The sequence below is a fragment of the Pseudomonas sp. 4CAES_32.4 genome (assembly GCF_058136335.1).
In genome coordinates, this window is record NZ_CM176882.1 from 1429232 (window position 1) to 1452426 (window position 23195).

At 58.6% G+C, this 23195-nt stretch carries 18 protein-coding genes; 7 read left to right on the forward strand and 11 right to left on the reverse strand.

Annotated features, from left to right (window positions below):
* Positions 1 to 86: 86 nt before the first annotated feature.
* The 5 genes from AC3Y64_RS06405 to AC3Y64_RS06425 all read right to left on the reverse strand — a co-directional run bounded on the left by AC3Y64_RS06405 (position 87) and on the right by AC3Y64_RS06425 (position 5089).
* Positions 87 to 788: an ABC transporter ATP-binding protein gene (locus tag AC3Y64_RS06405; protein ID WP_019580929.1), complete on the reverse strand. Its 702-nt coding sequence runs from the start codon at positions 786 to 788 to the stop codon at positions 87 to 89.
* Positions 789 to 1556, reverse strand: a complete 768-nt coding sequence (gene livG / locus AC3Y64_RS06410; RefSeq protein ID WP_027621149.1) for a high-affinity branched-chain amino acid ABC transporter ATP-binding protein LivG — start codon at positions 1554 to 1556, stop codon at positions 789 to 791.
* A complete protein-coding gene (locus AC3Y64_RS06415) occupies positions 1553 to 2809 on the reverse strand; it encodes a high-affinity branched-chain amino acid ABC transporter permease LivM (protein ID WP_093438700.1) in 1257 nt (418 codons plus the stop codon). The genes livG and AC3Y64_RS06415 overlap by 4 nt, the downstream gene beginning before the upstream one ends.
* Positions 2806 to 3729, reverse strand: coding sequence for a high-affinity branched-chain amino acid ABC transporter permease LivH (livH, locus tag AC3Y64_RS06420; RefSeq protein ID WP_116028816.1), 924 nt, complete (start codon positions 3727 to 3729; stop codon positions 2806 to 2808). Before livH ends, AC3Y64_RS06415 begins: the two co-directional genes overlap by 4 nt.
* 232 nt (positions 3730 to 3961) lie before the next feature.
* Positions 3962 to 5089: a branched-chain amino acid ABC transporter substrate-binding protein gene (locus tag AC3Y64_RS06425; RefSeq protein WP_489986835.1), complete on the reverse strand. Its 1128-nt coding sequence runs from the start codon at positions 5087 to 5089 to the stop codon at positions 3962 to 3964.
* 352 nt (positions 5090 to 5441) lie between these two features.
* Between AC3Y64_RS06425 and AC3Y64_RS06430 the strand changes: the two genes are divergently transcribed.
* Positions 5442 to 5762 (forward strand): DUF2288 domain-containing protein, encoded by a 321-nt coding sequence (locus tag AC3Y64_RS06430; protein WP_489986836.1) that lies wholly within the window; start codon positions 5442 to 5444, stop codon positions 5760 to 5762.
* A gap of 302 nt (positions 5763 to 6064) precedes the next feature.
* Here AC3Y64_RS06430 and AC3Y64_RS06435 read toward each other — a convergent pair whose 3' ends face one another.
* Positions 6065 to 8266, reverse strand: coding sequence for a hypothetical protein (locus AC3Y64_RS06435; protein ID WP_122591560.1), 2202 nt, complete (start codon positions 8264 to 8266; stop codon positions 6065 to 6067).
* 196 nt (positions 8267 to 8462) lie between these two features.
* On the opposite strand from AC3Y64_RS06435, the gene AC3Y64_RS06440 reads away from it, so the two are divergent.
* Positions 8463 to 9359: an NAD(P)-dependent oxidoreductase gene (locus AC3Y64_RS06440; protein ID WP_489986837.1), complete on the forward strand. Its 897-nt coding sequence runs from the start codon at positions 8463 to 8465 to the stop codon at positions 9357 to 9359.
* Here the strand turns inward: AC3Y64_RS06440 and AC3Y64_RS06445 are convergent.
* Together AC3Y64_RS06445 and AC3Y64_RS06450 are read right to left on the reverse strand one after the other, a co-directional pair.
* On the reverse strand, positions 9250 to 11532 hold the full coding sequence (locus AC3Y64_RS06445; RefSeq protein ID WP_489987931.1) for a putative bifunctional diguanylate cyclase/phosphodiesterase: 2283 nt from the start codon (positions 11530 to 11532) through the stop codon (positions 9250 to 9252). The two genes, AC3Y64_RS06440 and AC3Y64_RS06445, sit on opposite strands and share 110 nt — an antisense overlap.
* Before the next feature lie 149 nt (positions 11533 to 11681).
* A complete protein-coding gene (locus tag AC3Y64_RS06450; RefSeq protein ID WP_122591563.1) occupies positions 11682 to 12050 on the reverse strand; it encodes a YkgJ family cysteine cluster protein in 369 nt (122 codons plus the stop codon).
* A gap of 301 nt (positions 12051 to 12351) precedes the next feature.
* Between AC3Y64_RS06450 and AC3Y64_RS06455 the strand changes: the two genes are divergently transcribed.
* Positions 12352 to 13701, forward strand: coding sequence for a spinster family MFS transporter (locus AC3Y64_RS06455; protein ID WP_489986838.1), 1350 nt, complete (start codon positions 12352 to 12354; stop codon positions 13699 to 13701).
* A 201-nt stretch (positions 13702 to 13902) separates the two neighbouring features.
* On the opposite strand, the gene rapA is transcribed toward AC3Y64_RS06455, so the two are convergent.
* Positions 13903 to 16749 (reverse strand): RNA polymerase-associated protein RapA, encoded by a 2847-nt coding sequence (rapA, locus tag AC3Y64_RS06460; RefSeq protein WP_489986839.1) that lies wholly within the window; start codon positions 16747 to 16749, stop codon positions 13903 to 13905.
* Between the two features lie 241 nt (positions 16750 to 16990).
* On the opposite strand from rapA, the gene AC3Y64_RS06465 reads away from it, so the two are divergent.
* The 4 genes from AC3Y64_RS06465 (at position 16991) to AC3Y64_RS06480 (ending at position 20202) form a co-directional block, all read left to right on the forward strand.
* Entirely contained in the window at positions 16991 to 17332 is a 342-nt protein-coding gene (locus AC3Y64_RS06465; RefSeq protein ID WP_003222394.1) for a hypothetical protein, read from the forward strand.
* Between the two features lie 57 nt (positions 17333 to 17389).
* Positions 17390 to 17626, forward strand: coding sequence for a hypothetical protein (locus AC3Y64_RS06470; RefSeq protein WP_489988043.1), 237 nt, complete (start codon positions 17390 to 17392; stop codon positions 17624 to 17626).
* A gap of 145 nt (positions 17627 to 17771) precedes the next feature.
* Positions 17772 to 17885, forward strand: a complete 114-nt coding sequence (gene ccoM / locus AC3Y64_RS06475; protein WP_041070550.1) for a cytochrome c oxidase subunit CcoM — start codon at positions 17772 to 17774, stop codon at positions 17883 to 17885.
* Positions 17886 to 18649: 764 nt separating this feature from the next.
* Positions 18650 to 20202 (forward strand): IS3 family transposase gene (locus tag AC3Y64_RS06480; RefSeq protein ID WP_489984714.1). Its coding sequence is split into 2 segments (ribosomal slippage): positions 18650 to 19112 and positions 19112 to 20202, totalling 1554 coding nucleotides; the frame shifts between segments, so codons are not numbered across the junction.
* A gap of 393 nt (positions 20203 to 20595) precedes the next feature.
* Here AC3Y64_RS06480 and AC3Y64_RS06485 read toward each other — a convergent pair.
* Positions 20596 to 22071 carry an inorganic phosphate transporter gene (locus AC3Y64_RS06485; RefSeq protein ID WP_158957037.1) on the reverse strand — a complete coding sequence of 492 codons (1476 nt, stop codon included), beginning with the start codon at positions 22069 to 22071 and terminating at the stop codon, positions 20596 to 20598.
* A 372-nt stretch (positions 22072 to 22443) separates the two neighbouring features.
* Positions 22444 to 22644 carry a hypothetical protein gene (locus tag AC3Y64_RS06490; protein WP_008080067.1) on the reverse strand — a complete coding sequence of 67 codons (201 nt, stop codon included), beginning with the start codon at positions 22642 to 22644 and terminating at the stop codon, positions 22444 to 22446.
* Positions 22645 to 23195 lie beyond the last annotated feature (551 nt).

The following is a 23195-nucleotide window of genomic DNA, read 5'->3' on the forward strand; positions in this document are numbered from 1 at the left end:
CGATATCCTGTAGGCGCTGCCGCAGGGGAAACGTGGGAGGCACAAAAAAACGGCCCGAAGGCCGTTTTTTTGTTGGGCGAAATCCATCAACCGCCGAGGTACGCCTCGCGCACTTTCGGGTCGGTCAGCAGCGCTTCACCGGTGCCTTGCATGACCACACGACCGTTCTCCAGAACGTACGCCCGGTCAGCGATTTTCAGCGCCTGGTTGGCGTTCTGCTCGACCAGGAACACCGTCACACCGTCCTTGCGCAGCTGTTCGATGATGTCGAAGATCTGCTGGATGATGATCGGTGCCAGGCCCAGCGACGGCTCGTCGAGCAGCAGCAGTTTCGGCTTGCTCATCAGCGCACGGCCGATGGCGAGCATTTGCTGTTCGCCGCCGGACATGGTGCCGCCACGCTGGGCAAAACGTTCTTTCAGGCGTGGGAAAAGTCCGAGAACCTTGTCCATCTGTTCCTGATAGTCGCCCTTGTCGGTGAAGAATCCGCCCATGGCGAGGTTTTCTTCAACGGTCAGACGGGCAAATACCCGACGACCTTCCGGCACCACGGCGATGCTTTTGCGCATGATCTGCGACGAGTCCTGGCCGACCAGTTCCTCACCCATGTAGCGGATGCTGCCGCTGTGCGCTTGCGGCGAACCGCAGAGCGTCATCAGCAGCGTGGACTTGCCGGCACCGTTGGCGCCGATCAGCGTGACGATTTCGCCCTGACGGACTTCGACGTTGACGCTGTGCAGGGCCTGAATCTTGCCGTAGAAGGTGGAAACGTTTTCGAACTGCAGCATTTACGCTTCCCCCAGGTAGGCTTTGATCACTTCAGGATTGTCGCGGATCTGTTCCGGCGTGCCGTCAGCCAGAGGCGTGCCCTGGTTGATCACGACGATGTGGTCGGAAATGCTCATGACCAGTTTCATGTCGTGTTCGATCAACAGCACGGTGACGTTGTGCTCTTCACGCAGCACGCTGATCAGCGCCTTGAGGTCTTCGGTTTCCTTCGGGTTCAGGCCGGCGGCCGGTTCGTCGAGCATGAGAATCCGCGGACGGGTCATCATGCAACGAGCGATTTCCAGACGTCGTTGCTGACCGTAGGCCAAGGTGCCGGCGGTACGGTTGGCGAACTCCTTGAGGTTGACCTTTTCCAGCCAGTACTCGGCAAACTCCATGGCCTCGCGCTCGCTTTTGCGGAACGCCGGGGTCTTGAACAGGCCGGACAGGAAGTTGGTGTTCAGGTGACGATGCTGGGCGATCAGCAGGTTTTCGACCGCCGTCATGTCCTTGAACAACCGCACGTTCTGGAAGGTGCGCACCACGCCTTTGAGGGCGATCTTGTGGCCCGGCAAACCCTGAATCGGCTCGCCGTCGAGCAGGATGCTGCCGCCGGATGGCTTGTAGAAACCGGTCAGGCAGTTGAACACGGTGGTCTTGCCCGCGCCGTTCGGCCCGATCAGTGCAACCACCTGTTTCTCTTTGACGGTCAGGGCCACGCCGTTGACCGCCAGCAAGCCGCCGAAGCGCATGCTCAGGTTTTCAACTTTTAAGATCTCGCGGCTCATTTTCGCAACTCCATGTGTGGGCGTTGCATCGGCAGCAGACCTTGTGGACGCCAGATCATCATCAACACCATCAGCGCACCGAACATCAACATGCGGTACTCGCTGAACTCACGCATCATTTCCGGCAACAGGATCATCACCACGGCCGCGAGAATCACGCCCAGTTGTGAGCCCATGCCACCCAATACGACGATGGCGAGGATGATCGCCGACTCGATGAAGGTGAACGATTCCGGGGTCACCAGACCCTGACGGGCGGCGAAGAAGCTACCGGCAAAACCGGCGAATGCAGCGCCGAGGGTGAACGCGGAGAGCTTGATGATCGTTGGATTCAGACCCAGTGCACGGCAGGCGATCTCGTCTTCACGCAGCGCTTCCCACGCACGGCCGATCGGCATGCGCAGCAGGCGGTTGATGACAAACAGCGCCGCCAGCGCCAGCAACAGGGCGACCAGGTAAAGGAAGATCACCTTGTTGATCGAGTTGTACTGCAGGCCGAAATACTCGTGGAAGGTTTGCATGCCTTCCGCGGCTTTACGTTCGAAGGTCAGACCGAAGAACGTCGGTTTCTCGATGTTGCTGATGCCGTTCGGGCCACCGGTGATGTCGGTCAGGTTACGCAGGAACAGACGGATGATCTCACCGAAGCCGAGGGTCACGATCGCCAGATAGTCACCGCGCAGACGCAACACCGGGAAGCCCAGCAGGAAGCCGAACGTCGCCGCCATCAGGCCGGCAATCGGCAGGCAGATCCAGAAGCTCAGGCCGTAGTAATGCGACAGCAGCGCGTAGCTGTAGGCACCGACGGCGTAGAAGCCGACGTAACCGAGGTCGAGCAGACCGGCCAGACCGACGACGATGTTCAGGCCCAGGCCGAGCATCACGTAGATCAGGATCAGCGTCGCGATGTCCACCGCGCCACGGGAGCCGAAGAACGGCCACACCAGCGCCACCAGGATCAGCGCAATGATGAAATAGCGCTGGGTGGTTGGCAGGGTCAGGAAGTTGCTCGCCTTGGCCGGGATCAGCGGCAGGCCCGGCGACGAACGCCAGGCTTTGCTGATCTGCTGATTGAACAGCACGCGCAGGAACATCAGCACCGAGCAGATGGCGATGGTCGCCAGCACGGCCGGGCTGGTGTTGTGCACTTCCAGGTTGATGCCGACGATGGTCAGTTTCAGACCGAGTACCGGGTAGGCCACGGCCCACACCAGCAAAGCGCTGAACAGCGCCTGTTTAAGATTCCTAGTCATACTTTCTCAACCTCCGGACGGCCCAGAATGCCGGTCGGACGGAACAACAGCACCAGAACCAACAAGCCGAAAGCCACGACGTCCTTGTACTGGTCACCGAAGATATCGGCGCCAAACGCTTCCGCCACCCCAAGCACCAAGCCGCCGAGCATGGCGCCAGGGATGCTGCCGATACCGCCGAGTACCGCTGCGGTGAAGGCTTTGAGGCCGACGAGGAAACCGGCGTTCGGGTTGATCACGCCGTATTGCATGCTCAGCAGCACAGCCGCAACGGCTGCCAGCGCGGCACCAATGACGAAGGTCAGGGCGATGATGTTGTTGGTGTTGATGCCGAGCAGGTTGGCCATCTTGATGTCTTCGGCGCAGGCGCGGCAGGCGCGACCCAGGCGAGAGCGGGAGATGAACAGCGTCAGGCCGAGCATGGCGATCACTGTCACCACGAACACCACGATTTGCATGTAGGAAATCAGCACTTCTTGTGCGCCACCTGGGCCGAAGGCAAGGTTGCCCGGAATCAGGTTGGGGATAGCTTTGTCCTTGGAGTCTTGCGCCAGCAGAACCGTGTTCTGCAGGAAGATCGACATACCGATCGCGGAAATCAGCGGGATCAGACGGTTGCTGCCGCGCAGGGGGCGGTAGGCGATCCGTTCGATGCTGTAACCGTAGGAACTGGTGACGACGATGCTGGCGATAAACGCTGCGGTCATCAACAGCGGGACACTGTCGAGTCCCATCATGGTCAGCCCGGCAATGGCGATGAACGCCACGTAGGAGCCGATCATGTACACCTCGCCGTGGGCGAAGTTGATCATTCCAATGATGCCGTAAACCATCGTGTAGCCGATGGCGATCAAGGCATACATGCTGCCAACGTTCAGGCCGTTAACCAGCTGTTGGAAGAAGTGATAGATGTCAGGCATTACAGCGCTCCTAAAAACCTGATACGCATTTCACTGGTGGAGTCATTTTCCCGCCCGGGCCCCGTGGATCTTTATCCACTTCGAATCCGGGTTTTGCCAGCGAACCGCTGATGACGGTTTTGAGATTTTCAGGTGGGGAGACTGGCGGATCACGCCAGCGCGGCCCATTACATTCGTAAAACAAAGCCCACGGCACGCCGTGGGCTTTATTGGCAGTCAGTCAGGCAACGCCTTACTGAGGCGATACTTCAGTTTTAGGCTTGCCGTTGTGCCACTCGTAGACCACGAATTTGAAGTCTTTGAGGTCGCCCTTGGCGTCGAAGCTCAGGTCGCCAGTCGGAGTCTTGAAGGTCCCGGCGTGAATGGCTTCAGACACTTTGGTCGCGTCTTCGGACTTGGCTGCCTTGATGCCTTCGGCAATCACTTCAACCGCCGAGTAGGACGGGAACACGAACGGGCCGCTCGGGTCTTCTTTCTTCGCTTTGAAAGCGTCGGCCAAGGCAATGTTGGCTGGATCCTGGTCGAAGGATTTCGGCAGGGTCACCAGCAGGCCTTCGGACGCGTCCTTGGCGATCTGGGTGATCGAGTCGTTACCCACGCCTTCCGGACCCATGAACTTGGCTTTCAGGCCTTTTTCCTGGGCTTGACGCAGGATCAGACCCAGCTCCGGGTGGTAGCCGCCGTAGTAAACGAAATCGACGTTGGCTTGCTTGAGCTTGGCGATGATCGCCGAGAAGTCTTTGTCGCCGGCGTTGACGCCTTCGAACACGGCAACCTTGGTGCCTTTCTTCTCGAGGGTCGATTTCACCGCGGTGGCGATGCCTTCACCGTACTGCTGCTTGTCGTGCAGGACGCCGACAATTTTCGGTTTCACGTGGTCGGCAATGTAGTTACCGGCGGCAGGGCCCTGGGCGCTGTCCAGACCGATGGTGCGGAAGACCATTTTGTAACCACGGGCGGTGATGTCCGGGCTGGTGGCAGCCGGGGTGATCATGATCACGCCTTCGTCTTCGTAGATGTCCGAAGCCGGTTGAGTGGAGCTGGAGCACAGGTGACCGACCACGAACTTGACGCCGTCGTTGACGACCTTGTTCGCAACGGCTACCGCTTGTTTCGGATCGCAGGCATCGTCGTATTCAACGGCTTCGAGTTTCTTGCCGTCGACGCCGCCCTTGGCGTTGATTTGCTCGATGGCCATTTTCGCGCCACTGAACTGCATGTCGCCGTATTGGGCTACTGGACCGGTCTTGGGACCGGCGATACCGATTTTGATGGTGTCAGCTGCGAACGAATGGCTGGCAACCCCGGCCAGAACCATAGCGGCAAACAGTTTGGAAATCTGCTTAGTAGCCTTAGTCATAGTGCTCCACTCTTACTGTTGTATTTTTTTAGAGTCCTGGCGCCGTAGCAGCAGAACCGGGTCAGATATCTTTGCGATACCCTCCGGAAATGCCCCCGGCAACTGTACCGGTACAGTGTAGAGCGCCGGTTGTTAGCCTGGGAAGCGGGCGCCGAGGGGCAAAACTTGGGGGTGTCGCATTTTTGAATGAAAAAGACAGAATTGCGGCGGGGCGTTCGTGGGCATATATCCCAATCAGCAGCATTCCTTGGCGTTCCTGCTCTTTTCGTTCGGTGAAGCGATTTGCAACCGGGTTTTTCTGGCGGACCACCGACGTTATCATTCGCGTCGATTTCTTTTCCGGACAGCGCCCATGAATCAAGAACCTAGCACCCTCTATGCCAAGCTGCTTGGTGAAACCGCATCTATTACCTGGAAGGAGTTGGAGCCGTTCTTCGCCAAGGGTGCCCTATTGTGGGTCGACCCTGCGCTGGATCTGATCGCTGCCGCCGAGGCCGTGGCGTCGGATGAGGGCGAGAAAGTGGCTGCCTGGCTGGCCGAAGACAAAGTCTCCAAGCTGTCTGAAACGCGGGCGCTGGATATTTTCGAACGTGATCCGGCGTTGTGGGCGGTGGTGGTTTCGCCGTGGATTCTGATCCAGGAAAGGGCAGCCACTTCCGACGTCGCACCTTGATGGTGCGTACGGCCGTCAGCGAAAAGTGTGTAGCGGAGTAGCGTGATGGCACGTTGCCGTAGAGAAACACCCCAAGCGAGGGTGGCATCACGGTGACGTAAACGTAACGGGAACAGTTGAGTGAGCAGCCTGAGGGCTGCTTAATTGTTTCTGGATATTGGAAAGGCAGGATCTTTAGTGAATCCGAGGGCCTCATCGCTGGCAAGCCAGCTCCCACAGGTTTCGTGGTTTACACAATAATTGTATTCACTCGGACCCTGTGGGAGCTGGCTTGCCAGCGATGGTGGCGACTCGGTAGGACGTCAGACCGAGAACGACTTCCCGGTATGGTTATTAAGAGAAATAACCTTGGTCTTGCCAATCCGGTGACGATAGATCTCGCGCAGGTACTTGATCGACTTCTTCACGCAATCGCGTGACAGACGAATGTCGTTGATCGAGACAAACTTCTCTTTGTCGTTGATCAGCTCGCGGTACTTCTTCTCGTACATCGGCTTGATCGCGTACCAGTTGGTGTCGAGGATCTTCGCCGGGTTTTCGAACTCGTTGAGCAGGTCGTCGATGCGGTCTTCGTCGAATTCTTCGTTGATGATGAAATCGAGGATCGAGTTGTCCAGGGTCTCGTCGAAACGGTACGGGTTCTTCGCGAAGCAGCGCTTGATGAACGCCACGATCAAAGTCAGGAAGTCGTCCGACAGGCAGGGGCTCTTCGCGATCAGCGTGGTCAGCGACAGGTTGGCCGAAGCGCCGATCACCAACGCGTAACGCTTGAGCGTGGTGTTGGGAAACAGGCTGTTGAGGTGGGTCTTCAACCGGTTCAAGTCCATGTACGACAGTTTGTAGTCTTTCGGCAGCGAGACAATCGAAACCACCGACGAGCAGTTCTTGAAGAAGTGCAGGTCGTGCAGCGCTGCAGCGTCGTAGCCGGAATTCTTGTACTGCTCAAGCGAAGCGCGATAACGCTTGGACTCAATCGGCAACAGGCTGATGCCTTCGATCGCCTGCGTCACCTTGTTGAAGTGCGGCAGGTCGATCGAGCGGAAGAACAAATCATCGATGTTCAGACGCTGCGGCTCTTTGTCGAACACCTTGAATTTGTCGCTGCTCGGCGGCGGCGTTTCCGGCACCACCGATTCGGCGTAGGCAATCGCCACCGGGCCGGCCAGACTCATGAACAGGTCGTTGGCGTCGAGGCGAATGGTCTCGCCGATGTCGATGCCGGCGCGACGGAAGTAGTTCTGGTCGTAGTCGGTGGTAACCGCTTGCGCCGTGAGAATGTTGAAAATCTGCTGCGAGATGTACTGGTTGGCGTGCTTCTCCATCGCATTGACATCAATGTTCTGGATATTGCCGTCATCGCTCTCTTCGGCGTAACGCATGATGTCGTTGGAGATCAGCATCATCGCGTTCCATGGGCGAATACGCCCCATGACGCTGGCTTCGCTGCTGTCTTCATTGGCGAAGTTGTAAGAGAAATCCCATTCTTCCGAAAGGTATTTGCACAGCAGGCGACCGGCGTTGATGTGCAGCGCCTCGGACATTTCGCTGCGGTGATCGGAAATGTTCGGCAGCACGCAAATGCCGCTGGTGAAGATCGGCTCGAACACGAACGAATGACCGCTCTTGCCGTCATGCTCGTCCATCGGCTTGGTGTCGAACGTCTTGTTCATGTACGAGTGCTGCTGGGCCAGACCGAATTCCGAGGCCATGCCGGAACCGGTACCGCCGCCGGCACTGAAGATCGAGAAGTACAGGCGCGACTGGTTGGCCTTGATGCCGCAGCTGTCGATCAGGTACGAATGGATCATTTTCCAGTCTGGGCTGGAGAAGCGCTGGGTGTCCTTGTTGAGGATGATCTTCGCCAGGTACTGGCCGAGGATCGGCGCGTTACCGGCGCCACCGGCGTGGACTTCGGACAAGTCCATGATCTTCATTTTGCTGTAGTCGCGCAGGAAACCGCTTTTCTCGCCCTTGCGCGAGAAACGGATGCGCCCGGCGATGTCCTTGTCGAGGTCGCCGAGCATGACCAGCGGTTCGACCAAAAACACTGGTTTGCTTGCCTTGTTGTTACCGATGCGCAGGTTGTTCTTGATCCACTGCGCCGGGCTGTAGCCCTTGTCGGCGGAGCGTCGGTCACTTGCCGGACGATCTTCGTTGTTGAATTCGTTGAGGTAAAACTTGCGCGCGTTGTACACCAACTCCGCCACGTCGAGGGCGATGTTGGAGCCGCAGCGACCGAGGCCGATCAGGCACACCGAGGGGAATTCCTGGTCGTTGTGCTGTTCGTTGTCGCCTTCCAGGTGGGGTGGGCGCGGGAACACCAGATCACGCAGGCCGTCGAGGTTATCGAGGATGCGGTCGGTATTGGTTTCGGTGAAGTACAGGTATTGCTGGGTCGACAACGGGCGCGACGGAACCGATGGCTTTGAAGACGACGGGCTGTTGGCGGCGGGGCTCAGCGTCAGATCGGCTACCGCTGTGGCGGGATTGTTTTTAGAAGTCATTGTGCGCCATATACCTGGACTGGGTCGGTTCGCAGGCCAGGTGCCGGCGAACCTCACGGAATAAGATCTCGCGTCTTTTTTGCGCGAATTGGGCCCGAGCGCCAGGGTTTTAGCCTGATTGTCGCAGGGGGGAATCCTTTCCTGATCGTTGATAAATCGGCCATTATTCGGCGATCTTTAATCGAAAAGAGGCAAAATGATGTCAACGCTACCTTCGTTGGGGTTCGCCGGAATCGGTCTTATGGGCCTGCCCATGTGCCGGCGTCTGTTGGCAGCGGGCTATCCGTTGACCGTGTGGAATCGCAACCCGGCCAAGTGCGCGCCACTGGTCGAAGCCGGTGCCCGGCAGGTGGCGACCGCCGCTGAATTGTGCGAGCACGCCGACGTGGTGATGCTGTGCCTGGCCGATACGGCGGTGGTGCGCGACGTGGTGTTTGGCTCGGCCGGTATCGCCGAAGGGGCGAAAAAGGGCCAGTTATTGGTGGATTTTTCCAGCCTTGAACCGACCGCTACCCGCGAGATGGCAGCCGAACTGGCGCAGAAAACGGGGATGAGCTGGATGGACTCCCCGGTATCCGGTGGCGTGGTCGGTGCCGAGGCGGGGAGTCTGGCGATCATGGTCGGCGGCGAGGCGGCGGATCTTGAGCGGGTGCGCCCGGTGTTGCTCAATCTCGGTCAACGGGTCACGCACATGGGTGGCATCGGCGCGGGGCAGGTGACCAAGGCCTGCAATCAAATGATCGTCGCCTGCAATGCGCTGGTGATTGCCGAAGTGGTCGCGTTGGCCGAGCAGGCGGGTGTTGATGCCAGTCTGATTGCTGAGGCCTTGGCCGGTGGCTTTGCCGATTCGAAACCGTTGCAGATCCTCGCCCCGCAAATGGCTGAGAGCCGTTTCGAACCGATCAAGTGGCACGTGCGCACGCTGCTCAAAGATTTGGATACAGCGGTGAAATTCTCTCGCGAACAGGGTTCAGCCACGCCGATCAGCGGATTGGCCGCACAGTTGATGCGCCTGCATGGGGCGCAGGGTTTCTTGGCGAAGGATCCAGCGACGCTGGTGCAAATGTACCGCGCGCCAGAATCAGTGGATTGACCGAATGTGAATGTTTGCGCTGATTGATTTCTTCCAGCACCGGGACCAGTTCCTCCAGCGGCACCGGACGACTGAGCAGATAACCCTGGATGAAATCGCAGCCCGATCGCTCGAGAAATTCGTACTGCTCCAGGCTTTCCACGCCCTCGGTGACCACCTGCAAATGCAGGGTGTGGGCCATGACGATGATCGCCTGGACGATCTCCATGTCCGCCGTGGCTTTGGGGATGTCGAGGATGAACGAGCGGTCGATCTTCAGCGTGTTGAGCGGCAGGCGCTTGAGGTAGGCCAGCGACGAATAACCGGTGCCAAAGTCATCTATCGACAGCGACACGCCGAGGGCGCGGATCTGCCGCAACAGCACCAGGGTGTTGGCGATATTGCCCATCAGCGCGTTTTCCGTGACTTCCAGCTCCAGCCGCTCCGGTGCGACGCCGGCAGTGCGCAAGGCGCTTTCGATTTCGTCGGCGAGTTCTTCCCGGGCGAGGTTCAGCGGCGAGCAATTCCAGGCGATTTTCAACTCGTCGCAGCCATGCCGTGACAATTCGCCGAGGTCCTTGCAGGCCTTGCGCAGCACCCAGTTGTCCAGTTCGGCGATCAGCCCGTTAGTCTCGGCGATGGCGATAAAACGGTCGGGTGCGAGCAGACCGTGCACGGGATGCTGCCAGCGGATCAGCGCTTCGAGCTTGGTCACTCGGCCGGTTTTCAGTTCATAGATCGGCTGGTAGTAGAGCATCAGGCCGTTTTCTGCGCGCAAGGCGTGGCGCAGTTCTTCTTCCAGTTGCAGCTCCATGCTGGCGCGGGTCTTCATGTTCGAACTGAAAAAATGCAGGCCGTTACGCCCGGCGCCCTTGGATTGGTACAGCGCCAGATCGGCGTGCTTGAGCAGTTCGTCGCAAGTCGTGCCGTCCTCGGGATACAGGCTGATACCAATGCTGGTGGTCATCACCATGCGCCGCCCCGCGAGTTCGATGGGCTCCTTCATTTTCAGCATGATGCGTTGCGCCATGTTGCGCGCTTCTTCGCGATCCCGCAGGCCGATGAGGATGCAGAATTCGTCACCGCCAAAGCGTGCGACCACGTCTTCATGGCTGCGCACCGAGCCTTTGATGTGATCGGCGATGACTTTGAGCAAGGCGTCGCCGGCATCGTGACCGAGACTGTCGTTGATCCGTTTGAAGTGATCGATGTCGAGAAACATCACCGCGAGCATGCCGCCCTCGCTGGCTTTCTGGCTGAGTTTCTCGGCAAAGATCTGGTTGAACCCGCGACGGTTGATCAGGTTGGTCAGGGCGTCGTAGTTGGCCACTTGTTGCAACGACATGCGCGCCTGATCGAGTTGGCTGAGCAGAGCGTTGACCCGGCGCAGGTCACGCTCCTTGTTCTGCAGTTTTTTGTCCGCCAGTGCCGCACTGATCGCACTGCCCAGAATCAGCAAGATGATCAGCGCAACGGTCAGGCCCAATTGCAGATGGCTGGTTTCGCTGGTGATCGACGCCGCGCTGCCTTCGGGCAAGACCAGATGCAACGCCGCCATCCCGGTGAAATGCATGCTGAAGATGCCGGCGCCGAGAATCAGCGCGGCGCTGTACTTGAGCATCTGATGGAATACGCCGCTGCCTTCGCGCAGATAACCCGCGACCCACAGCGCGGCGAAACTGGCGCCGATGGCAATGGCAATCGACAACAGGAACAGGCCGGGTTGGTAATAGGCGATGGCGCTCGATTGCATGGCCGCCATGCCGACGTAATGCATGCCGGCGATGCCCAGGCCGATCACCAGCGCAGTCTTCAGATAGTGCACCAGGCTCGGCTGCACCTCGCTCAGCGTATGCATCGCCAGCCATGAAGCGAGCAGGGCGATCAGGAGAGAGAACAGGGTAATCGGCAGGTCGTACTGGATATCGATCGGCGCCTGGAACGCCAGCATACCGATGAAATGCATGGCCCAGATGCCGCCGGCCAGACAGGTCGCGCCGATCCAGCGCCACAATCGCTGCGAGCCAGAGTCTTCGGCGTGACCGACCCGCTCGGCCATGTCGAGGGTGGCAAAACTCGCCGCGCAAGCGACCAGGTAGGCCGCCAGCACCAGCAAGGGATTATGTGTGCAGTCGAGAATGACCTGCCCGCTCTCCGGCAGCTCGGTAACAAATTGCAGACCAAGCCACTCCATAGCATGCCCCATTTCTGAAGTCGTCCTTACTGCGCGGTCAGCGCAGGCGAATGACTGGAGTATAGAGGCGCTTTTTGCAGCGGAATGGGTAGTGGCACATTGGCGCTAATGATTTCGGCATTAGCGTCATAGCGATTGGCGCTAAAGGCTTAGGCGATCTGTTCGAAAGGGATTTGCGCCCAGTCTGGTTGCAATGGTGGCAAGCCGAAGCGGGCGCGGGCCTTGTCGCAATCGACATTCTGCTCGCCGTTTTCCCAGGACGACTCGAATTCGCGGCAGGGGCTGGAGCGCAGCTCATAAATCGAGCACTTCACCTCGCTACCGACCTCGCCGACCAACGCCGTGCAACGCGGCGATTTGCAGTCGGTGCCGTTCATCGCCACCCGGCTGGGGCTGATTTGCGTGACCAGGTCATCGGGCACCGTGCCACCGGAGGAAGCGCACTCACCCCAGAAAAAAGACACGCGAAAATGGGAACAGCAGGCACCGCAATTCAGACACGGACTGACTTCGGACATGGGCGAGGGTATCAAAGGGATTGATCGAAAGATCCGGACGGATCCGGCGGCCATTCTAGGCTTTGCCGCAGACTTGGGAAGGGGGGCGCGAAACTATTTTTTTGTGCCAAGGTTTTGCCACAAAAGCCCCGGTTTTCGGGGGATTGCAGACTTATCAAGGGCTTACGTTTCTTTACATTGCCATGGCCCGATATCAGGCAGACGAATGATCACAGACAGCTTCCGACGGGCTGACTAGATTGCAGGTTCCGGGCTCGGATGCGTTGGCAGTGAAGCCCCATAACAATAAAGAGACGGACCCATGCAGAACTCGACCCAAGCGGCGAATGCCTGGCGCATTCTGTTCCTGCTGTTCCTCGCCAACCTGTTCAACTTCTTCGACCGCACCATTCCGGCGATCATCATCGAACCGATCCGCATGGAATGGCACCTCAGCGACTTTCAGCTGGGAATCGTCGGTACCGCGTTTACCATTGTTTATGCCATCGCCGGCCTGCCGCTGGGGCGGATGGCCGACACCGGTTCGCGCAGCAAGCTGATGGGCTGGGGCCTGGCGACATGGAGTGCGCTGACCGCCGTCAACGGTCTGGTCGGCAGCTTCTGGAGCTTTTTGATCGTGCGCATGGGCATCGGCATCGGCGAGGCCAGTTATGCGCCGGCGGCCAACTCGCTGATCGGTGATTTGTTCCCGGCTCACCGTCGGGCGCGGGCCATGGGCATTTTCATGCTCGGTCTGCCGCTGGGCTTGCTGCTGGCGTTCTTCACTATTGGCTGGATGGTCAAGGCGTTTGACAGCTGGCGCGCGCCGTTCTTCATTGCGGCGGTGCCGGGACTGATTCTGGCGATCTTCATGTTCTTCATTAAGGAACCGAAGCGCGGGGCGGCGGAGACCGTGCAGGTTTCGCAGGAGAAAGTCGACAAACCGATCCGCCGAATCCTCGCGGTGCCGACCTTTCTCTGGCTGGTAATGGCCGGGCTGTGCTTCAACTTCGCCACCTACGCCTGCAACTCGTTTCTGGTGCCGATGCTGCAGCGCTATTTCCTCATGCCATTGCAGGAAGCGGCCGTGGCGACCGGTGTAATTGTCGGCGTGACCGGGCTGGTCGGGTTGACCCTGGGTGGCTTGATCGCCGACAAGATTCACCAGCGGGTCGCGAATGGGCGACTGTTGTTCGCGGCGTTCAGTCTGATTATTTCGACGCTGTGCACGGCGTGGGCGCTGCATTCCGGGCGCATCGAGATCGGTGTGTTTGTTGCGGTCTTCAGTGTCGGCTGGCTGTTTGCCTACAACTTCTACACCTGCGTGTACACGGCGATTCAAGACGTGGTCGAGCCGCGCTTGCGAGCAACGGCGATGGCGTTGTTCTTTGCCGGTTTGTATCTGCTGGGCGGTGGTTTGGGGCCAGTGGTGGTCGGCGGCTTATCGGATCATTTCGCGCACACGGCGATGCTGGCGGCGGGGGCTGAGCAGATGACCGAGGCGTTCAAAGCCGTCGGGCTGCATGACGCGATGTACCTGATTCCGGTGGCGCTGTTTTTGACCATGGTGTTTCTGTTTCTGGCGGCGCGGTGTTTTGTGCGCGATGCGCAGCGAATGAAGGAGGGATTGGTTGCGGTGGTTGAGCCAGAGATTGCAGCGGCGACTGCATAACCGCTATCGCTGGCAAGTCGAATCGTCGCACCGCAGCTCCCACAGTGACCGAGTCATACACATACTCTGTAAACGACCCTAAACCTGTGGGAGCTGGCTTGCCAGCGATGAGGCCATCAGCATCAGCTGAGAAATCACAGGCAACAAAAAAGGCCCGCATCGCTGCGGGCCTTGTTGTTTTCAGCGGTAGAGCAGGGCGGTTTAACCCGCCACCAACACCCGAATCGCTTCAAGGCGTAACGCAGCCTTGTCCAGCATCGCCAGACCCTGCTCACGCTGCTGGCGCAGCGCATCCAGTTCGCTGTCACGCACGGTCGGGTTGACCGCTTGCAACGCGGTCAGGCGCGCCAGTTCTTCGTCGGTGTCGGCCGCCAGACGGCGACGGGCCTCGGCCACACGCTCGGCGTGACGCGGGGCAATCTTGTCTTCACCGGCGTTGATCCGTGGCGTCAGCTGATCACGCTGGGCCTGGATGAACTTGTTGGCGCTGGCGCGTGGCACGCTTTCCAGCTGATCGTTCAGGGTTTCGAACGAGACGCGTGGCGACAGATCGTTGCCATTGGCATCGAGCAAGCAGCGCAGGGCAGCCGGCGGCAGGTAACGGCCCAGTTGCAGCGCACGCGGGGCAACCACTTCGCTGACATACAGCAATTCCAGCAGCACGGTGCCCGGCTTCAATGCCTTGTTCTTGATCAGCGCGACGGCGGTGTTGCCCATCGAACCGGACAGCACCAGATCCATGCCGCCCTGCACCATCGGGTGTTCCCAGGTGATGAACTGCATGTCTTCGCGCGACAGCGCCTGGTTGCGGTCGTAGGTGATGGTCACGCCTTCGTCGTCGCCCAGCGGGAAGCTGGCGTCGAGCATCTTCTCGCTCGGCTTGAGGATCAGGGCGTTTTCCGAATGGTCTTCGCTGTCGATGCCGAACGCGTCGAACAGGGTTTCCATGTAGATCGGCAGGGCGAACTGATCGTCTTGCTCAAGGATGTCCTCGACCAGCGCTTCACCTTCGCCAGCGCCACCGGAGTTGAGCTCCAGCAGACGGTCGCGACCGGTGTGCAGCTCGGCTTCCAGACGCTCACGCTCGGCGCGTGCTTCGTCGATCAGCGCTTGCCACTCGCTGTCGTCGGCTTCTTCGAGCAGCGGCAGCAGGCGCGGGCCGAACTGGTGCTGCAAGGCGTTGCCGGTCGGGCAGGTGTTGAGGAACGCGTTCAACGCTTCGTGATACCACTGGAACAGGCGCTCTTGCGGGCTGGTTTCCAGGTACGGCACGTGCAGTTCGATGATGTGCTTCTGGCCGATCCGGTCGAGACGACCGATACGCTGCTCGAGCAGATCCGGGTGCGACGGCAGATCGAACAGCACCAAGTGGTGAGCGAACTGGAAGTTGCGACCTTCACTGCCGATTTCCGAGCAGATCAGCACTTGCGCGCCGAACTCTTCATCGGCGAAGTAAGCGGCGGCGCGGTCACGCTCAAGGATGTTCATGCCTTCGTGGAACACCGTGGCCGGGATGCCGGAGCGCACGCGCAGGGCGTCTTCCAGGTCCATCGCGGTTTCGGCGTGGGCGCAGATCACCAGCACTTTGGTGCGCTTGAGCATTTTCAGCTGATCGATCAGCCACTCAACGCGCGGATCGAATTTCCACCAGCGCTCTTCTTCGCTGGCGTCCGGCTGGGCCTGGAAGCTGACCTCCGGGTACAGCTCGGCGTGTTCGCCCAGCGGCAGTTCGAGGTATTCGTCCGGGCACGGCAGCGGGTACGGGTGCAGTTTGCGCTCCGGGAAACCCTGCACGGCGGCGCGGGTGTTACGGAACAGCACGCGGCCGGTGCCGTGACGGTCAAGCAGTTCACGCACGAGGCGGGCGCTGGCTTCGGTGTCGCCATCGTTGACCGCGGTCAGCAGGGCTTCACCTTCGTTGCCGAGGAAACCCTGAATGGTTTTGTGCGCTTTGGCCGAGAGACGGCCCTTGTCGAGCAGTTCCTGAACGGCTTCGGCCACCGGGCGATAGTTTTCGCTCTCGGCGCGGAAGGCGGCCAGGTCATGGAAACGGTTCGGGTCGAGCAGGCGCAGACGGGCGAAGTGGCTGTCCTGGCCGAGTTGTTCCGGCGTCGCGGTAAGCAGCAGCACGCCCGGAATGGTTTCCGCCAATTGCTCGACCAGCGTGTATTCAGGGCTGGCCTTCTCTTCGTGCCACACCAGGTGGTGCGCTTCGTCGACCACCAGCAGATCCCAGCCAGCAGCGAACAGCGCGTCTTGCGCCTTCTCGTCGTCGACCAGCCATTCCAGGGCCACCAGTGCAAGCTGGGTGTCTTCGAACGGGTTGCTGGCATCGCTTTCGATGAAACGTTCTTCGTCGAACAGCGCGACCTGCAGGTTGAAGCGGCGGCGCATCTCGACCAGCCACTGGTGCTGGAGGTTTTCCGGAACGAGGATCAGCACGCGGTTGGCGCGGCCCGACAGCAGTTGGCGATGGATCACCAGACCGGCTTCGATGGTTTTACCCAGACCTACTTCGTCCGCCAGCAGAACGCGCGGGGCGATGCGGTCGGCGACTTCACGGGCGATGTGCAATTGGTGCGCGATCGGTTGCGCACGCACGCCACCCAGGCCCCAGAGCGAAGACTGCAACTGGCGGCTGGTGTGTTCGAGGGTGTTGTAACGCAGGGAGAACCACGCCAGCGGGTCGATCTGCCCGGCGAACAGGCGGTCGCTGGCCAGACGGAACTGAATGAAGTTCGACAGCTGGGTTTCCGGCAGGGTGACGGCTTCGTTCTGCTCGTTGAGACCGTGATAGACCATCAGGCCGTCGACATCGTCGACTTGCTGCACGGTCATTTTCCAGCCTTCGAAGTGGGTGATGCTGTCACCCGGCGAGAACCGCACGCGGGTCAGGGGCGCATTCCGTAGCGCGTACTGGCGGGTTTCGCCAGTGGCCGGGTAAAGCACGGTCAACAAGCGGCCGTCCTGTGCCAGAACGGTGCCTAAACCAAGCTCTGCTTCGCTGTCACTGATCCAGCGTTGCCCCGGTTGATACTGCTGCGCCATGCTGCCTGACTCCCACCTTGAAAAAGCGGGCTATCTTAACGGAATGCGACCCTGAGGCCAAAGGATTAGGAGCGGTTGCGAGCTTTTAGCTGCAAGCTGCAAGTCGAAGCAGGCGGCGGTCATGCGTCGGTTTTACGAGAGAACAGGGCACCGGCGAGTGTTAACCCGGTCACAAGTTTGCGACCGACGGCTCAAGGCGCCTTTGCCGCAGCCGATAGCCTGCTGACAGGAGACCCTTTATATGTTGCCACCGATGCTCCCCCTGAGCGCTGTGCCGATCACTTCCCAGCAGGATCCGATCCGCCAGCGGCCGGACATTCCTCCGGTGGTGCCGGTGCAGGAAAGCTCCAACGAAAGCACGATCGATCTGCAAAAGCGCGATCCGGAAGAGGATCGACTGCTGGCGCGTGAGGAACAGCGCCGTCAGCAGGAGCGTGATCGTCGCCGCCGCGAGGCCGACGAAGACCCGGAAGAACACCTCGCTGTGCCCGGCACTGAGCTGAATGCCGACAATACAGTGCCAGTGGTGCCGCTGATGGAAGATCAGCCGCGACAGGGTTTGTGGGTCGATATCGAGATCTGATGTTCGATTACATGAATTGTTTTAGAGCGTTTAAGTCGGCGACTGGTCAGCGCTGGTGTGACGTTGCATTATTGGCGCAGTCCTGCCGGTGATGTGGCAGTTGTGATTCTTTCAAGCGATGCACTGAACGCCATGAGCCAAGACGACAAACTGATCGACCTCAGCACCGAACGCGCCAAGCGGGTGCATGACATCAAAGAGAAGCGCCTGAACGAAGTACGCCAGGCTTTCGAGCAGGCAATGCCGTTGGGCAAAACCAAGAAAAAATCGAAGAACAAGCCGAAAAAACGGTGATCTCCCCCTGCATCCGTTGATGCAGGTCAGTTATTTTCCCTCCTTTATTCCCCTCCGTTGCGGACATTGATCCTGGTCAATGTGTGCGGCCGTGTGTTTGGTAACTTAGTCCCATCGCAGCAAAGCAGGGGCCAGGAGGCCAGTCATGTTTTTCGATAACGTGGTGTTTGCCGGGGTCCTGACTGTAGGGCTGATGGTTCTGTTTTTTGCAGGGTTTGGATTTTTTATCTGGAAGGATGCGCATAAGCGTAAGAAGTGATTCTTCTGGATTGATGAGCACGCAAGGCATTTTGGGGCGACTTCGGTTGCCCCTTTTTTTGTGCCTTGGCGGCCTGTGGGCCGACCAGGCTTTGGGTGTGCTTTGTGAATATCCGTTGCTGCGGTGACGGCTTATTACGGTTTCGCCCTTACGGCGACTCACTTTTTTTCAAGCGCCAAAAAAAGTAAGCAAAAAACGCTTGCTCCTACGTTCGGCCCGCTCGCTGGGGCTCGGGGTTCCTTCGCTGCGGGATCGATCCGGGCGCAGCGCCTCCGGTTTGCTTCGCTGCACCTCCTCTCGCTGTGTTTGGCTGCGCCAAACGGTCGCTGCGCTCCCACCCCGGATCAATCCCTCCACTCAGCCTTCCGACGTCGCCCTACAGATCAAAAGCGGTACTCGAGCTAACGCTCATTGTTTTGAGTGGTGAAAAAGCCGAAGCGATACGAGTATCTGAATTTGAACTCAATTCCTGTGGGAGCTGGCCTGCCAGCCGACCAATCTCTCACTGAATGCATCCAATCCACCTGTGGGAGCTAGCCCTGCTGGCGATGGCGGCCTTCCAGCCGACCAATCTCTTGAAGTGAAAAAATCCTATGTAGGAGCTGCCGAAGGCTGCGATCTTTTGATCTGCTTTGGCTTTTGATCTGGCTTTTGATCTGGCTTTTGATCTGGCTTTTGATCTTTTTCCCCTTCCCCCGGTGTCAGGGTAGTTGTCGTGTCTCCGGTTTTTTAAAAAGCGTTCCGGGGGCGGCAAGAGTATGGTCATGCCTTTCTATTCACCTGAACGTAAAGCTGCACTGCTTAAAATGATGCTTCCGCCCCTGAATCTCTCAGCGGCGGAGGTCGCACGTCGTGAAGGCTGCAGCGACATGTCTCTCTTTTATTGGCGCAAGCAAGCTGCTGCCAGAGGCACTCAATTGTCCGACGCCAAGCAACCAGCAGAGAGTTGGTCCGCCGAATCGAAGCTGTCGATCATCATAGAAACCTCAGCTTTATCGGAGCTGGAAATCGGAGAATATTGCCGGCGAAAAGGCATTTTTCCTGAGCAGATTACTGATTGGCGTAACGCGTTTATCGCCAACAGCTCCAAGCAATCGGCTGTTAAAAATGTAAACGCCGGTCAGTCTCGAGACGATAAAAATCGCATCCGAGAACTGGAGCGTGAGCTGCGCCGCAAGGATGCCGCTTTGGCTGAAACCGCGGCTTTGTTGGTACTGCGAAAAAAGCTCAATGCCTACTGGGGGAGCGACGACGAGGACAACTGACCTTGTTGCCAGAACGGTATTTACTCGTTGGGTGGCTCAATGAAGCCATCTTGGCGGGCGCCCGCAGGGCGCCTGCTTGTCAGGAGGTAGGCATTTCACTGAGAACGCTGCAGCGATGGAACTTGCCGGAAGAAATCCTGGCAGATGGGCGTACAACGACGCTGAGGCCGATACCAAGCAACGCGCTCAGTGAGCTTGAGCGACAAGCCATCGTTACGCTGTGCAACAGCAAAATCTATGCGCATCTGCCGCCGTGCCAGATCGTGCCGCAGTTGGCCGACGAAGGGCGTTATGTGGCCTCGGAGGCAACTTTTTACCGTGTCTTGCATGCCGCAGGTCAGCAGCATCACCGCTCCCGAGCCAAGCGGCCGCATCGCCATGAGGCGCCAACCACTTACGCAGCAACATCGGCCAATCAGGTGTGGTCATGGGACATCACCTACCTGCCATCGCCGGTTCGGGGGAAGTTTTACTACCTCTATTTGATCGAGGATATCTATAGCCGCAAGGCTGTGGGCTGGGAAGTTTATGAAGCAGAGAGCGGTGAGAAGGCAGCAGCGTTGCTGCAACGAAGCGTGACTCAGGAGAAGTGCTGGCGCCAGCCGCTGGTGCTTCACTCGGACAACGGCGCGCCGATGAAATCGGTGACTCTACTGACCAAGATGTACGACTTGGGCATCACGCCGTCTCGCGGTAGACCACGAGTCAGCAACGATAACCCGTACTCGGAATCTCTGTTCAGGACGCTGAAATACTGCCCGCAGTGGCCGCAAGATGGGTTTGCCAGTCTGGATGACGCGCGTATCTGGGTGAGGAATTTTATGACCTGGTACAACACCGTGCACCGTCATAGCCGGATCCGCTTCGTGACACCGGCTCAACGCCATGACGGAAAAGATAAGGAAATCCTGGCACGTCGAGACAGGGTTTATGGGCTTGCACGTGAAAGAAAGCCGGAGCGATGGTCGGGTCAAACACGTAACTGGAATCCGATCGGCACGGTGTATCTGAACCCTGAAAGGGAGCTAACCGTAGTGGTAAAAGTCGCGTAGCGAAACGGTAGACGCGACAACTACCTTGAAAAACGCCGCCTTCGGCAGGCCGAGCGGAGGTGTTCATCAGGGGGTGGGAGCGCAGCGACCGTGCGGCGCAGCCGCATACATCGAGAGGAGGTGCAGCGAAGCAAACCGTAGGCGATGCCCCCTGATGGACACCGTAGCGAGGGAACACTGAGCCTCAGCGAAGTGCCGTACGCCGGGGGTAGCCTTTTTGGTTACTTTTTCGGCGTTTGGAAAAAGTGACCCGCCGTAAGGGCGGAACCCTAAGAAGCCGTTACCGCAGCAACGGATATGCCCGCAATCCCAATCCCAACCCCAACCCCAACCCCCAAACAAAAAAAAGGCGCGATCCTCACGAATCGCGCCCTTCTCATGCACAGCTATCTATCAACTACCCAAAGCCTTCGAAGCCAGCCAGAACAACCCAGCCGACAGCGCAACTGTCGCCGGCAGGGTCAACACCCACGCCAACAGAATCGTACGAACCGTGCCACCCTGGAGGCCGCTCTTGTTGGCGACCATGGTGCCAGCCACGCCAGAAGACAACACGTGAGTGGTCGACACCGGCAGGCTGAAGATGTTGGCCAGGCCAATCAAACTGGCAGTGGTGATCTGCGCCGACATGCCTTGGGAATAGGTCATGCCTTGCTTGCCGATCTTCTCGCCGATGGTCAGTACCACACGCTTCCAGCCAACCATGGTGCCGAGGCCCAAGGCCAGGGCGACCGCTAGAATCACCCAGAACGGGGCGTATTCAGTGGTAGTGGTCAGGTCCTTGCGCAGCTTGTCGAGGTCAGCCTTTTCACGCGGCTCCAGGCCAGGCAGCTTGCCAACCTTCTTCGCGGTGTCATCCAGGCACAGCAGGTAGCGACGCACTTCGATGCGGCTATCCGACGACAGCGAGTGGTAGTCCGCTACACCTTTGAGGGTATGCAGCAGGGCGGAAATGGTCGGTTCGGTCTGCTGCGGGTTGCAGCGGAATTTCTCCGGCAGATCGCCTTCTACGCTTTTGCCCAGGGCCAGGAATTCACCCAGCGAATCGGCATTGCGCTGGTAGAACTGGCTCAGGTGCAGGGTCGCGTCGCGGGTGCGTTCGATCTGGTAGGTGGTGCTGTTCAGGTCGAGCACGAACTGCGCCGGGACGATACCGATCAGCACAAGCATGATCAGGCCGATGCCTTTCTGGCCATCGTTGGAACCGTGCACGAAGCTCACGGCCATGGCCGAGATCACCAGGACCAGACGGTTCCAGAACGGTGGATGCTTCTTGTCGTCAAGCTTGCGGCGCTGTTCCGGCGTCTTGTGCATTTTCGACAGTGGGCGCCACCATTTCAGACCGATCAGGATCAGCGCGGCGATCAGGAAGCCAGCCATCGGCGAGAACACCAGCGAGGCGCCGATATCGATCGCTTTCTGCCAGTTCACGCCATCTGCCAACGGAATGTCGTTGATCAGGGCGTTGGCCAGGCCGACACCGAGGATCGAACCGATCAGCGTGTGCGAGCTGGACGCCGGGATACCGAAGTACCAGGTGCCAAGGTTCCAGGCGATTGCCGCGGCGAGCAACGAGAACACCATCGCCAGGCCATGGCCGGTGTTCACATTGATCAGCAGCTCAACCGGGAGCAAGTGGACAATGGCATACGCCACGCCAACGCCGCCCAGCAGCACGCCGAGGAAATTGAACACACCGGAGAAAAACACCGCCAGGTGAGGCGGCATGGCTTTGGTGTAGATAACAGTGGCTACCGCGTTAGCGGTGTCATGAAATCCATTGATGAACTCGAAGGCGAGGACAAACGTCAGGGCGAGCAAGAGGCTCACAAGCACCCAAGCATCCAGTCCGCTGAATAAATCGATCATGAAGGTTTTCTGACCCGGTCGTAAGGGGGCGCGATTATGCCAGAAAAGACTGGAAATCGATGCCCTCCCTGCTCATCGGTAACACTCTTCTTTCATTTAATTTGTTGCAGCGCGTTAAAACCCAGTGTCGTGCAGGGTTTTTCAACTCGTTGATTTTGCTGGAAAAGTGCTTTTTTGACAGGCGTTTTTTCAGGCGCGTGAAAGGCTCAAACGCTTGTCTGAAATATCTGTGAAACCTGTAAGAAGCACCTCTTCGCCCTGTAGGACGAGGAGATAGCTGCTGCCCGCGGGTAGCGGGCGCGCAAGGCATGGTCTTACATCGCGTTTGTCAGCAATGCGCACGTCGACTCTGAAAACCGATCAAAACCGGGCTTATGGCTCTTCGGCTTTGAGTTCCTTCTCGATTTTTTCGATTTCCTGCTTGAAAACCTGATCCTGAACAGTAGGGCGCTTGCGCCATGCCTTGCGTTCCGGTTCTGGCTGAGCGGCGTAGGTGGTGACTTCCCCGCCGTAAACTTCCTTGTAACGTTGTTCCTGGCGCTCAAGTTCCGCGCGCAGTTCGTCTTTCGTCACAGTGCTACCTGTTTGAGTTGAGTTAAATGTCTGGTGACACGCTCTGCAACGAATCGATTGAACGAACCCGATCAAAGCGCAACGCCTTAACAGGCATCGAGCGCATCGGTGGGCGATCAAGACTTCCGTGTTACAGGCGGCTGCAGCACCAGATTGAAACTGACGCAGCTTCAGTGTCCTGTTTCAGCAAGCGCTGGCATTACATGGATGATGAGTGTCAGGCGCTGGCCGGGGCTGTCGGCGATGGACATCGCGTCAGCAGGTGGCGACCACGGCGATAAAAACGCGGCCCCACTGAACGCATTATAGCGGTCGATTCAGGAATGACTATCTTTGCCAAGTTAAAAACGGTTCGGGATGTGTGATTGTTTTGTTACTCGCAACTTTCCTGAGTAGTTCAAGTGCAGGCAAACGTTTACTTGCCCGTGCTTTGTTTTTGGCGCCATTTAGTCGATCAACTAAATCCTGGTGAAGATTGCCGAAAAGTTGCACAAACGTCTCAAATGGCGGAGTGAGGCCGGGCGGTTCGATTGCGATTATCGGGCGGCGGT